Source organism: Methylobacterium sp. P1-11, assembly GCF_008329595.1.
Lineage (GTDB): Bacteria > Pseudomonadota > Alphaproteobacteria > Rhizobiales > Beijerinckiaceae > Methylobacterium.
In genome coordinates this window covers 37129-50213 of record NZ_NPKS01000041.1, presented here as the reverse complement: position 1 = coordinate 50213, position 13085 = coordinate 37129, and the positions used below count along the sequence as shown (strand labels likewise).

Here is a 13085-nt window from a genome sequence, read left to right as displayed (position 1 = left end):
CCCGCCGAGGCCGAAGCGCGCTATTATGCCCAGACCGAGGTCCAAGCCTTGGCCGCCTGACCCAAACCAAACGGCCTCCGGGAAACCCGGGGCGGTTCAGACAGCCCGCTCGCGGACCTCAGGGGAAAACGGTGGGGTATGCTTCGTCATGGCTCCAGTCTCTCAAGAGTTGGAGCCTCCGGGAAACCCGGGGCGGTTCACCTTCGGTCCAGGCTGATACGCCCGATCCGCCCCGTCCAAAGCCAGCCGGTCAGGTCATCCGGCGCCCTCCGCGACACCCGCTGTCCATCCGCCGCGATCCAAAAGAGGCTGGCCAGGACGCGCCGAAGACGCAGGCCTTGAGGGGCATACAGCAAACCTCTATTATGTATTCGCTGCACGGCTCCGCATGGTCAGATCGGGATTGAGCACCGCATGCCGTTCCATCCAGACACTCGGTCACGACAACGCGCGGATATGATCGAACAAGCGCTTGACCTGACGGCGGAGTGCCGGCTGGGCTTGCCGCCCGCACAGACCTTTCGGTCGCATGCGGAACCGTCGCGGACACCTGACCCAGGTCGGTTTTGCGATGACCTTCTTCGGTTGCTACCCGAGCTGAGGCGTTTCGCAGGATCGATCACACAGGCCGCGGAGCAGGCTGACGACCTTGTCCAAGAGACACTCCTCAATGCTTGGCAGAGCCAAGATCGATATTGCCCGAGCCGCGACCTGAGGTCGTGGACCTTTGCGATGATGCGAAACAGCTTCTATTCTCGGGGCACAAAGCGAAGCGTGAACTCTTCGACGTGAACCTGCCCGATGCCGGGCAAACGGTTGCGCTTGCCGATGAGGTTCCCAAAACCCCCGCACGGTGAACCAGTTCACGCACGCACGCCGTGCCGACGCTCAACGAAGAGCACCGAACCACGGTGTCGCGCAGGATAAAGACATGGGACGAGGCCCATCGTGCGCCTCAGATACGGGGTCGGTAACGTGGAGAGCTGCGACAGTCGCACACGGAAAAGCTTTCCGGACTCGTTTTGCTTTCCCTGAAGCTGCCGGGGCGGTTGAAAAGCTTGCCCGCGTCATCAGGAGTGTAGATCGTAGTGATGCGCGTTGGTGCCGTGATCCGAAATCCCGATCAGCTCGACTTCGCTCAGCGTCCCGCCATCGGCTGGCGCATGGCTCGGCGCGGCCGCATGCTCATGCTGTCTATCGGACGCGAACACGATGTTTCCGGTCTGATCGACCTGCGCTGCCGGCGCCCGTGGCTGACCTTGCCCGCCGGTGTGATCCGTTTGAATGGCTGATCCCGGTTGATCACCGCTTGAGGGAGCCGGTGCTCTTGATCCTGGAGAATCGGTCGGCTGGCTTGAGCCTGATTGAGGTCCGGGGCTTGCTTCCGAAGCGGCCCTGTCGTGGGCGGCGGCTTGAGCCCCGATACCGGGTTGTTGTGCGGATCCTTGATCCGTGGTGCTCGCCTGGGCTTGCAGCGCGCCCGGCTGCGGGCCCGCGTTCGTGCCGTTGGCTGCGCCGTGGCCGTCGGCGTCGTGCGGATCCGATCCCACCTGTTTGAGCGGATCCGAGGCCTCGCCGCCCTGGCCATGGCTTGGCTCGACGGCGTTCGCCTGGGCTTGCAGCGCGCTTGGCTGCGGGCCCGCGTTCGTGCCGTTGGCTGCGCCGTGGCCGTCGGCGTCGTGCGGATCCGATCCCACCTGCTTGAGCGGATCCGAGGCCTCGCCGCCCTGGCCATGGCCTGGCTCGACGGCGTTCGCCTGGGCTTGCGGCGCGCTTGGCTGCGGGCCCGCGTTCGTGCCGTTGGCTGCGCCGTGGCCGTCGGCACCGTGCGGATCCGATCCCGCCTGCTTGAGCGGATCCGAGGCCTCGCCTCCCTGGCCATGGCCTGGCTCGACGGCGTTCGCCTGGGCTTGCGGCGCGCCCGGCTGCGGGCCCGTGTTCGTGCCGTTGGCTGCGCCGTGGCCGTCGGCACCGTGCCGGTTCTGATCAGATTCACCCTCGCTTGAGCGTGACTGATCCGCATCAGCGACCGTCCTCGCCGCGTGCAACGCTCCTGCGCCCGGGGCAGAGCCGCTTCTCGCGGCCTGTTCCTGTCTTCCGGCGGACTCCTCACGTGGAGGCGCCGAATGATCAGGATCCTGCGGCGGCGTCGCGGTGATCCCGTCGATCGGGCCCGATGGTGTCATGGGCGCCGCATGCCCGCCGATCTGCGACGCGCTCTGGGGCTGAGGCGCAGCCTCACCGGTTGTGGCGGGCGATGGACCCACCTGCCCTCCGACTTCGGCGGCGCCCGATGCCGCCGCGTCCGCACCAGATCCGCCTTCCGAAGAAGGCGTTGAACCAGAAGCACGCGCCGTGCTCGCCTCACCCGCATGCACCGGACTCTGATAGGCGGGCTCCAGGCTTGTCCGTGCAGGGCCGTGCACAAGCGTCGGGTTTCCGAGGCCGATGTCTTTGAAATCAACATTGCTCAACGGAGAGAGGGCAGCCGAGGCCGGTTCGGCAGTAATCAGATCGGCTGTGCCGCTGGCTCCGTGGTCGCGTGCGCCGGAGGTGAGCGGAACACCCGCACTCGCCGAGCGAACCACCTCGCCCGTGGGCATCACGAAGCTGTCGTGTCCCTGCGAGGTGGCGCCGTTGCCTCCCCGAGAGGCGAGGACTGGATCCGCCTCCGTCCCCCGCTCGACATGATCCGCGGCAAAGGCATCGGCAGCGAAGATCATCGCCGAGAACACGATGACCCCGAACTGCTTGCTGTGGCTGTCGCGCTCATCGGCATCGCCAGCATCTCCGCCGCCGGCCGCGCCGTGCTCAAGCGACGGACCCGCCTGACCGGCCGGGACCGGGTTTTCACCCGAACGTCCCTGGTCATCCGCCAATGCATCATGGGGCGACAGGCTCAAAGCCGCAGCCGCGACGAGAGCGGCGAGCAGGGCAGCCGGATGGACCGCGAGCTTCGTACCGTCGGCGCCTTGCGGAATCGGAAGGAGCCCCGGGTAGCGTTGGGCGACTTGGTTGATCAGGGCGCGGAAATCGCTTCCCCGCATCGGGCTGTCCAAGACTTCAGAGGCAATGACGTAGCTGCCGTCGATCCTGGCGAAATGCATGATCGCGTCGCCGTCAGGCCGGCAGAACACGAACCAGGGCTCCGCCTCGTCGCTCAGGCCCTGTTCACTGCCGATCTGGAGGCCGGCCCGGATCAGCGCCGCCTCGACCCGGTAGAATTCCGCGAGTTCCTGCTGCGACCAGCCGCCCTGGCTCGTCGATGCGGGCCGGAAGAACGAGATGACCGCACCCATAGGGACCTCACTTCCGCACGTGGACTGACGAACGGCCTCTATCGTTCATGAAAACCGCGTCCGAGGGCATCGAAGAAGGGCGCGACCAGATAGTCGAGCGCCGTGCGCTCGCCGGCTGAGACCACGATCTCCGCAGGGAGGCCGGCCAGGAGGCGCAGTCGTACCTCTTCGGGCAGCTGGTGATCGTCGATCTCGACCGTGCCGGCGAAATAAGGCAGCTTCGTCCCGTCATCGAGCAGGCGATCACGCGAGACCATCGTCAGCGTCCCGAAGATGGCGGGCGTGCGGCGGGTCTGAAAAGCCGGGAACTTGACCTCGGCTCGCATGCCGGCATGGACAGCCTCCAGATCGTTCGGCGCAAACTGGACGCTGATCACGAGCCGATCGTTCGTGGGGACGATCTCCATCAGCGGCTCGCCTGAGCGGATCACCTGCCCGATCGTGTAGACCTTCAGGCCCTGAACGACGCCCTGATGCGGGGCCCGAACCTCGTGCCGCCGGAGAACGTCCTGAGCGACGATGAGCTTCTCGCGCAGTTCGGCGATCTTCTGGCGGGTATCCAGGAGCTGGGCCGTGAGCGTTTCCTGCAGCTTCTGCTTGAGTTGCGCAGCCTGCATCGCCGCCTCGTTGATGCCGTTCTGCGCCTTGGCGGTCTCGGCCACGGACCGCCCGATCACCCCCGCAAGGCGTGCGTGCTCGCGCTCCATCATCAGGACACGGGAGAGCGGGATGAGGTTCCTCTCGCGCAGGCCGCGCAGGCCCTCCAGCTCCTGCTGGATCAGAGCGACCTGCTGCTCGACCGAGGCCTTCTCGACCGCCAGTCCGGAGATCTCGGTCTTCAGCTGCGTGACGCGCGCCTCGATGAGCGCCAGCTGTGCCTGAAAGGACGCGCGCCGCTCCGACAGCTGACTGGCTTGGTCGTCGATCATGCGGCCGACGGCACGGTCATCCCGCCGCGCCGCGATCTCCGGCGGCAGGACCAGATCCGGAGCCTGCTCCTGCTCGGCGCGCAACCGCGCCTCCAAGATCAGGGCCGCGTCGAGCTGACCGCGCAACAGATCGTTGCTGGCACGCGATTGTACGGGATCGATGCGCAGCAGGACGTCGCCCGCACGGACGGTCTGCCCGTCCCGCACCAGCACCTCCTGCACGATGCCGCCTTCGAGATGCTGCACCACCTTGCGGCTGCCTTCCGCCACGATCACGCCGGGGCTGATCACCGCCCGGTCGAGGCGCGCCGTGGCGGCCCAGGTCCCGACGACCCCGAAGGTCGCGACGATGATCGCGTAGCCTGCGACGGCGTACAAGCGCCAGTTCGTCGGACCTCCGGCGCTGGTCCGCTCCTCGTCGGACGTTCGCCGCTGCCGCGGCAGGTTCAGCGTTGCGGCTTGAGGGGCGCTCATCCTTTATCCCGCGCTGCGCTGCGTTTCGGCGTCTCGGCGACCTTGAGGGGCCAAGGGGCCGGCGGACGGCACCAAGGTCGGGACCGGACGCGAACCGGTGATCTGTGACAGAACCTGCTCCACCGTGCCGGAGATCTGCAATCGGCCCTCGTTCATGAGCAGAACGCGGTCGGCATCGGCGAGCAGGCTCACCTTGTGGGTCACGATCACCACCGTCGTCCCGGATTGCTTCAATGCCGCCACGGCCCGCATCAGCGCGGCCTCGCCGAGCTGGTCAAGACTCGCATTCGGCTCGTCAAGCACGACCAAGCTCGGTTCGCCGTAGAGGGCGCGGGCCAGCGCGATGCGCTGACGCTGGCCGCCGGACAACCCGTGTCCTCCCCGCCCGATCACCGTGTTGTATCCCTCCGGCAGGGCCTGGATCAGCGCGTGACAGCCGGCCTTTCGGGCCACCTCGATCACGCGCGCGTCGTCCTCGGCAGCGAACCGTGAAATATTCTGCGCCACCGTGCCGTCGAACAGTTCCACGTCCTGGGGCAGGTAACCGATGTGCTGCCCGAGCGCCTGCTTGTCCCAGTGACGCAAGTCGGAGCCGTCGATGCGTACGGTCCCTTCGCGGGAGGGCCAAACCCCGGTGAGGGTGCGCACGAGCGTGGATTTGCCGGACGCACTCGGACCGATGATCCCCACGAGGCTGCCGGGCTCGAGTCGGAAGCTCACCGCGCTGAGGATCGGCCGCGTCGAACCCGGTGCCGCGACGGAAATATTCTCGGCCTCGATCAAGCCTCGCGGACGCGGCAGCATCAGGCGGCGGGTCTCGGGCTTCGCGACGTCGATGAGCTCCCTCAGCCGCCGAAAACTGGCACGGGCGGCCGTGTAGCCTTTCCAGTTGCCCACGACGGCCTCGATCGGCGCAAGCGTGCGGCCGATGATGATCGAAGCCGCGATCATCGACCCGGCGGAGATCTCGCGGTGGATGGCCAGGTATGCGCCTGTCCCCAGAACCAGGGTCTGCAGGAGCATGCGGACAAACTTCGTCGCGGCGACGATCAGGCCGGCGCGATCGCTTGCGCGCGCCTGAAGGACCAAGACATCATCGTGGTGCCGGCGCCAGCCGCCGCGCAGGGAAGCCAGCATGCCAAGGGCCTGCAACACTTCTCCGTTCCGGAAGATCGTGGCGGCTTGCTGCCCCGCCTGCTGTGAGGCCTGACTGGCGGCGTCGAGCGTCCAACGCGTCGCGACTTCGTTGAGCAACGTCAATCCGAGGATCATTCCGCCACCCACGAGCGCCATCCAGCCGAACCAGGGATGCAGCACGAAGCAGGCGAGCAGAAAGATCGGGATCCACGGCAGGTCGCAGAAGGCCAGCATGCCACTGCCCGTCAGGAACTCGCGCAGGACGTCCACGTCGCGCAGCGCGGTTTCGTGCCGCGCTCCGGGCCGGAGCAGCACGCCGCGATGGGCGGCATCGAAGATCGGATTGGCTATCTCCCGATCGAAGATGACACCGCCGCGCACCAGCAGGCGGGATCGCAGCATGTCCAGGATCGCGTAGACCGCAAGGCCAAACGCCGCGATGACCGTGATCCCGATAAGTGTCGTTTCGCTTCTGCTCGGAATAACGCGGTCGTAAATCTGGAGCATATACAGCGGGGCGACAAACAATAGAAGATTGATAAACAAGCCGAAAATCAAGACCGTTGCCACTACCGGACGGAGCGCGCGCAGGCCACCGGTCAATGCCGACTGCAGAGGATGATCGCCCATACTGCCCTCTTCCCGCAATTGATCGGCGCGATCAGCGGCCCCCAAGCATTGATCCCGTGAGATCTTCGCATCGCAAGCTGCCATGAGCGAAAGCCTGCGCTTTCGGCCGCACGGTGTGATTGTGTACATTTGTGGGCGGTCGCCCAGGAAGATCATACAGCGATCCGGCCACCGGTTCCCTCCTCTTCATGTTGGTCCCCGATATAAGGATGATAGGGCCATTCAGGGGCCTGCCAAGCATCGCCGCGCCGGGGCACGAGGCCAGCTGCCGTGCGTCTGGACAGCGCGGAGCCATCACGGCTATATGGTATTTACTGTATAGGTGCTGCGTGCGGCAGCGCTCGCCCGCAGGAAGGTGGTCCCGTGTACGCGCATTACCAACGCCTGGATTCGGAGGAGGTGCTGGAGCTGCGTCGGGAAGGTGGCCGGTATCTGAAGGAATTGAGAGAAGCGCAGGGATTGTCACAACGACAGCTCGCCGCTCTCGTTGGCGCGGAATACTATACGTTCATCTCGCAGCTCGAAACCGGGCGCGGCCGCATTCCTCCGGATCGGTACCGTGCCTGGGCGGAGGCGCTGGCAATCGAGCCCAGCGAGTTCGTCCGGAACGTGATGCGCTTCTACGATCCGATCACATACGAGATCCTGTTTGGCGATCGCACGCTTCGGGCCAAGAACGACGAAGCTTAGGGCATAGGCCGCCCTTGACGTTCCGATCACGTCGATGAGCAGGCTCTCTCAGGGGGGGGCGGCACGTCGACGATGCCTGCCCAGGCTCAGGACGTGGCGCGAACCGCAACGTGCGTCGTCTGAGATCCGGAGGGAGACGCATCCCGCGACGCCGCGTCGGCAGACGATATTGGCGCACCGATTGCAGCCATCAGCATGCGCAAGCCCTCGATCCAGGCATCGATCTCGGCACGCGAGATACATCCCGAGCGCCTGAATACCTTGCCGGACTCAAGCTTCACCACAAAATCAAACCGTCCATCAGACCTGTCTTCAATCCAGTACGCGACATTCTGTGGCATCGCCGCTGCCCAGTGCTCCTCCCCGCGCGACCATTGGCGTTCCACGAACGGGCCTCAAGGCCTTGCTCCGATCGAGCGTCTCCCCTGACCGGTCCTTTCGTTCGGCACGGTCGGATGCCGAGCGCCCGGGTCTGGCCCGTCCGAGGCTGGGGAAATCCCCCACCACGATGATCCCCGCGGCTCCTGCTCGCCCCCGATTCCGCTCCCCACCGGGCGGCGCCCCGCAAACGCATGGGGCTCGTAGAACGATCCCCCGGTTGCGGGGTTAGATGTTCACTGTACAGTCAGGTGGCTGGTCCTATCTGGATGGGTGAACGCTTGATGACGCACATTTCCGAGCAGGCCCCGCTGCATGGTTCACGGCGGCTCACCGGCACTTCCGGTGAGGCGCTTGGCGGACCGGGGTTCGGCAGGACAGCTGCCGCTATGAGAGGATGGGATTTGACGGATACGTTGATCTGCGAAGGGGCGGCGTCTGATCGGCCGAGCCGGCCTGCCACCCCCGATATGGCCTCACTCCCTGCGGGTGTGCGGGATCACCTCGGCGCTTACCTGCGCGCGGCCTACGAGGCGCTGACAGGAGCGCAAACGCCGCAGCGGCTGCTCGAGCTCGTCGCCCAGCTCGACGCCGTGCTGGAGGGGCAAAGCCGCGAGAGCGCCTTGGTGTTTCGCACCGAGCTGACCAAAGCGCTGCCCGGGCTGCGCGGGTTCGCGCTATCGCTCACCGCCGATGCCTCCCGCGCCGACGACCTGGTGCAGGAAACCGTCCTGCGTGCCTGGGCTCGGCAGGATCTGTTCGTACCGGGCTCGAACCTTAAGGCGTGGCTCTGCACCATCCTGCGCAACCAGTTTTATACCGAGTGCCGCAAGCGGAAGCGCGAGATCGAGGATGTGGACGGCGCTGCCGCAGCTCAACTCACTGCTCCGGCAGCGCAAGAGCACGGGTCCGACCTGCAGACCGTATGGTCACATATCGGCAAGCTGCCTGAGCTCCAACGCGAGGCCTTGCTGCTCGTGGGCGCTCAAGGCCTGACATATGAGGCGGCCGCCGAGGTGATGGGCTGTCAAACCGGGACCGTGAAGAGCCGGGTGAGCCGCGCCCGTGCTCTGCTTGTCGCGGATCTTGCCTGAGAGGGCGCCGCACCGCACGAGCGTTCCGCGGCCGGCTGGGCGGCAGCGCCGGTCCGGCATGCTCAAGCCGCGATGGGCATGCCGAACGCGCGGTGCCGGCGGGCCTCAGCCTGTTCCTCGGCGCGCAGATCCGTCTGCCCAGATGCTGGGCAGACGCGCCCTTCACTGAACTCCCGCAGGTTTGGAAGGGCCAACCGCGGCGGGCATGTCGGTGCAGCAGGCGGCCTGCCGGTCGCTGAACGGTCGTCGTCACCGCGTCGGCAATGCGACGTTCCACACGTGGGGCGGGCCGTGGCGACCCGGAGGTCCCGGATGCGTGCCGCCCGAAGGCACTCGACGCGGAGAACCGCGAGCGCGAGAGGCTCTGGGAAAAGCGTCCGACGCCCGGAGAACGGCCAGGATGGGCCGGGCCCTCGATGGAGAAGGGCTGACCGCAAACCAGAACCGGCTCCGGCTTTGGGCGGGGGCAAGCAGCGGGCAAGCTCACCCCGCCCAGCGAAGATCATTCTCTCACGAAGGCGAGAAGATCGGCATTGAGCACGTCTGCATGCACGGTCAGCATGCCGTGCGGATAGCCGGGATAGGTCTTCAACGTTCCGTTCTTCAGGAGCGTGATCGATTTCAGCGCCGCGTCGGCGATCGGCACGATCTGGTCGTCTTCACCGTGCAGCACCAGGGTCGGTACGGTGATCGCTCTGAGATCCTCGGTCTGATCGGTTTCCGAGAAGGCCTTGATCCCCTCATGATGCGCTTTCGCGCTGCCCATCATGCCTTGCCGCCACCAGTTCTGGATCACCCCCGGAAGGACTTCGGCGCCGTCGCGGTTGAAGCCGTAGAACGGGCCGGCCGGGACGTCGAGGAAGAACTGGGCGCGGTTGGAAGCGAGCGCGTGGCGGAAGCCATCGAACACGGCGCGCGGCAGCCCCTCCGGGTTGGCGTCGGTCTGGATCATCAGAGGCGGGACTGCGCTCACCAGCACCGCCTTGGCGACACGTCCCCGAGGCTCCCCGAACCGGGCGACATAGCGCGCCACCTCGCCGCCCCCCGTGGAGTGGCCGATATGGACCGCATCCCTCAGATCGAGATGCTCCATCACGTCAGCGGCATCGGCCGCGTAGTGGTCCATGTCGTGCCCGTCCGAAACCTGGGCGGACCGGCCATGGCCGCGGCGGTCATGCGCGACGACGCGATAGCCGTTCTGGACGAAGAACAGCATCTGTGCGTCCCAATCGTCCGACGACAGCGGCCAGCCGTGATGGAACACGATCGGCTGCGCGTCCTTCGATCCCCAGTCCTTGTAGAAGATCTCCGTTCCGTCCCGGGTCGTAACGGTGGCCATGGTGTTCCCCGTGCCTGATCCAAATGGCGGCAGCCCTTCTTGCCGGCCGAGCGCGGGATTAGGGCATCGCGCCAGCGCCCGCTTGCACGAATGCGTCACGATTTCACGGCGGCCGCCGCAGCCGAACCGGCCGGCCTCACAATCCCGGCCCCGATGTCGCGTGCGGATCTTGGCTCAGAGGCCGGGCTGACCCGGAGCCGGCCCTAGCACGGCGGCGTCGGAGCGCCGAGAGCGGTGGTCAGGCAATGTTCGAACTGGTCGGCCTCGAACGGCTTCGCGCAATACGCGAAGGCGCCGAGGGCGAGCGCCCGCGCCCGGGTGGATTCGCTCGGATAGGCCGTCATCACCATGACGGGCAGGTGCGGCCGCCGCTCGGCCAGGATCTTGAGGAGTTCGAGCCCGCTCACGCCGGGCATCTGCACATCCGTCACCACGAACTCGATATCGGCCTCGTCGAGCTTGGCGAGGAGCGGCTCTGCACCCGCGAATGCGAGGGCCTCGTATCCGAGCGCCCGGGTGAGACGATCCAGGGCGGAGCGGATCGAGGGATCGTCGTCGACGATGGCGACGACCTGTCTGCGCGCGGCGCGTTCAGCCATGGGCGAAGGGCAGCAAGAAGTGGAATGCGGCGCCGCCATCGGGGCCGGCATCGACCCAGATGTCGCCCCCATGCGCGTCGATCAGGTTCCGGCAGATGGCCAAGCCCATCCCCATTCCACCAACCTTGGTGGAATGGAACGGTTCGAAGATCCGTATCCGCCGGTCGGGTTCGATTCCCGGTCCGGTATCGATCACATCGACCGCGGCGGAGCCGTCGACTCGACGGATCGCGACCGTGATGTCCCTCCGGCCCGGAGACTCCGCCATAGCCTGGGCTGCATTGACCAGCAGATTGACGAAGATCTGCTGGATCTGGATCAGGTCCGCCGGGACCGGCGGGATCCCGTCCTCGGCGGCGAGATGGACCGCAGCGCCGTGGCTGCGGATCTCGCGTTCGACCAGGAGATTGGCGTCCCGCGCAGCCTGCACCAGATCGATCGGGGCGACCATCCGCCCCCTGTTGCCGAGATAGGCGCGCGTCCGCGCCACGACATCCCGGGCGCGGGTCGCCGCGGAGATCACATCGTCGAGCGCCAGCGCCGCTTCGGCCACGTCCGGCCCCGGGCGCCGCAGCCAGCGCAGGGCCGCCTGGGCGTTGGCCACGATGGCCGCGAGCGGCGAGTTGACTTCGTGGGCGATGGAGGCGCTGAGCGCCCCGACCGTGGTGATCCGCGAGGTCCGGGCGAGTTCCGTGTCGGCAGCCGCGAGATGCGCCTGGGCCCGCTTGAACGCCGTGACGTCGAGCGACGTGACGATCACGTCCGAGAACCCCGCGCGCGCGCGCGGCAGGGTCGCGGTGAACAGCACGTCGCGTTGGCGCCCGTCGGCGCACATGATGTGCGCTTCCGAGCGAAAGAAGCGATCGCCGCGGCCGATCGCGACGAGCCATTGCACGAAGGTCTGGTCGGTGTCGGGCAGCAGCCGATCCAGGGAACCGAGATAGGCATCCTTGGCCGTCGCGCCGGTCTCCTCCAGGGTGAAGGCGTTCACGTCCGTGATCATGACCTTGGACCGAAGGGCGCGAAGCTCTTCGGGGCGGCTGGCGAAGTGGCGCTCGATATCGGCGATCCCGGCTTGGCGCAGGGCCATGACGGCCTCGGCCACGGCGGTCCAGTCCTCGCGCCAGATCGAGATGCCGGAGCGCTCGTAGATCGCCTGGAACCCGTCCTCCGCGCTCTGCCGGCCGCGCCGCAGCGCCATGACATGCGCCGCGGCCGCGGCCGCGGCGCAGAGCGCCAAGCCGCCGCCGAGGACCATCACGGCATCGCTCCGGGACGCTGCCAGGACGCCCGCCAGGAACGCCAGGGCGACGGGCAGCCCCACCGCCAGCCCAGCCGCCGCAAGATCCTCCATGCGGATCGCCGCGGGATGGACGGTCGCGGCCTGCATCCAGTCCGGGAGATGATCATCCTCGGCGACGCTTTGGCGCGCCGATTGCGCCAGGCTCGGCCAACGCGAGAAGACCTGCCGCATGCCGCCTCTCCACCTGGGTCCGTCAGACTACCGAGATCGGGCCGGCCCGTCTCCGATACGCCTGTATAATGGCGTGTCCCAACCGTGAATTGCATGTTGCCGGCATGGACTTGCACCGACACGGCATCCTCAAATTCCCGAATGCAGGTCTGCTCGCCTCGTCCCACGATCGCGGCTGGCAGGGCGTGGCTGCCGAACTCCGGTCCCATCCCTCGGGCGACCTGCCGGCGATCGTGCCCACGCAGATGGAGATCACCCTCGCGACGCGGCGCTGTCCCGGCGCGCAGGTCAGCCGCAAAGGCGCCGGCCTGCGCCAGCAGACGGCCGTCGAGCCGGGGACGATCTGGCTGTGCCCGGTCGGCGTCGGCGAGGACGACATCAACATCTCGGCGCCTCTGTCCGAGGTCCTGCACATCTACCTGCCGGAGGACCGCTTCAAGGCCCTGGCGGACCTGTACGGCGACGCCCGCATCCGGGCCGACACGGTGCGCTACCTCGCCGATGTCCAGGATCCGCTCATCCGCCAGATCGGCCTGTCCATCCTGGGTGAACTGGTCCAGGAGAGTTCGGCCGGGCGGATGATGGTGGAGAGTGCCGCGCTGACCCTGACGGCGCGGGTCGCCCAGGCCTACGGGCACGACCGACCGGATTCGGCCGCCCCGTCGACCGAGGAGGGTTCCTGTCCCGACCGGATCCAGCGGGCGATCGCGTTCATTCGCGACAACCTCGAGCGTGACCTCTCGATCACCGAACTCGCCGCCGTGGCCTGCCTGAGCCCGTTCCACTTCGCCCGGATGTTCAAGCGCGTCACCGGACGGACACCCTACGGCTTCGTCAGCGCGGAGCGGCTGGCCTGTGCCTGCCGGCTCCTGGCGGACCGCAAGATCTCGATCCTCGATGTCGCCCTGCGCTCCGGATTCTCAAGTCAGGCCGCCTTCGGGACCGCCTTCAAGCGCGCCAAAGGCTACACTCCATCCGAATATCGCAAGTTGATAGGATGGACAGCGTAGGCAGAATCGCAAGATCGCCATAAACGGCAGCA

Annotated in this window: 10 protein-coding genes; 3 read left to right on the top strand and 7 right to left on the bottom strand. The window is 66.8% G+C overall.

From position 1 onward, the window contains the following. Positions 1–1070: 1070 nt before the first annotated feature. The 3 genes from CIW48_RS28800 to CIW48_RS28790 are packed head-to-tail and all read right to left on the bottom strand — an operon-like array spanning position 1071 to position 6469. Complete coding sequence (locus tag CIW48_RS28800; RefSeq protein ID WP_149313843.1) at positions 1071–3299, bottom strand: hypothetical protein; 2229 nt, start codon at positions 3297–3299, stop codon at positions 1071–1073. A gap of 38 nt (positions 3300–3337) precedes the next feature. Beyond that, positions 3338–4702 (bottom strand): HlyD family type I secretion periplasmic adaptor subunit, encoded by a 1365-nt coding sequence (locus CIW48_RS28795; RefSeq protein WP_149313842.1) that lies wholly within the window; start codon positions 4700–4702, stop codon positions 3338–3340. A 3-nt stretch (positions 4703–4705) separates the two neighbouring features. Continuing rightward, positions 4706–6469: a type I secretion system permease/ATPase gene (locus tag CIW48_RS28790; protein WP_149313852.1), complete on the bottom strand. Its 1764-nt coding sequence runs from the start codon at positions 6467–6469 to the stop codon at positions 4706–4708. 363 nt (positions 6470–6832) lie between these two features. On the opposite strand from CIW48_RS28790, the gene CIW48_RS28785 reads away from it, so the two are divergent. Further along, positions 6833–7159, top strand: a complete 327-nt coding sequence (locus CIW48_RS28785; RefSeq protein ID WP_149313841.1) for a helix-turn-helix transcriptional regulator — start codon at positions 6833–6835, stop codon at positions 7157–7159. Between the two features lie 86 nt (positions 7160–7245). Here CIW48_RS28785 and CIW48_RS28780 read toward each other — a convergent pair whose 3' ends face one another. Further along, a complete protein-coding gene (locus CIW48_RS28780) occupies positions 7246–7545 on the bottom strand; it encodes a hypothetical protein (RefSeq protein ID WP_246695463.1) in 300 nt (99 codons plus the stop codon). Between the two features lie 462 nt (positions 7546–8007). On the opposite strand from CIW48_RS28780, the gene CIW48_RS28775 reads away from it, so the two are divergent. Beyond that, positions 8008–8631, top strand: coding sequence for a sigma-70 family RNA polymerase sigma factor (locus tag CIW48_RS28775; RefSeq protein WP_244513978.1), 624 nt, complete (start codon positions 8008–8010; stop codon positions 8629–8631). Between the two features lie 502 nt (positions 8632–9133). Here the strand turns inward: CIW48_RS28775 and CIW48_RS28770 are convergent. From CIW48_RS28770 to CIW48_RS28760, 3 genes are all read right to left on the bottom strand, one after another. Then, the gene (locus CIW48_RS28770; RefSeq protein WP_149313840.1) at positions 9134–9970 is read right to left on the bottom strand and encodes an alpha/beta hydrolase; all 837 of its coding nucleotides are present in this window, start codon (positions 9968–9970) and stop codon (positions 9134–9136) included. Positions 9971–10173: 203 nt separating this feature from the next. Further along, a complete protein-coding gene (locus CIW48_RS28765; protein WP_173009434.1) occupies positions 10174–10569 on the bottom strand; it encodes a response regulator in 396 nt (131 codons plus the stop codon). Beyond that, positions 10562–12043 carry an ATP-binding protein gene (locus tag CIW48_RS28760; RefSeq protein WP_149313838.1) on the bottom strand — a complete coding sequence of 494 codons (1482 nt, stop codon included), beginning with the start codon at positions 12041–12043 and terminating at the stop codon, positions 10562–10564. The genes CIW48_RS28765 and CIW48_RS28760 overlap by 8 nt, the downstream gene beginning before the upstream one ends. Positions 12044–12147: 104 nt before the next feature. Between CIW48_RS28760 and CIW48_RS28755 the strand changes: the two genes are divergently transcribed. After that, the gene (locus tag CIW48_RS28755) at positions 12148–13053 is read left to right on the top strand and encodes an AraC family transcriptional regulator (RefSeq protein ID WP_149313837.1); all 906 of its coding nucleotides are present in this window, start codon (positions 12148–12150) and stop codon (positions 13051–13053) included. The last annotated feature ends 32 nt before the right edge of the window (positions 13054–13085 follow it).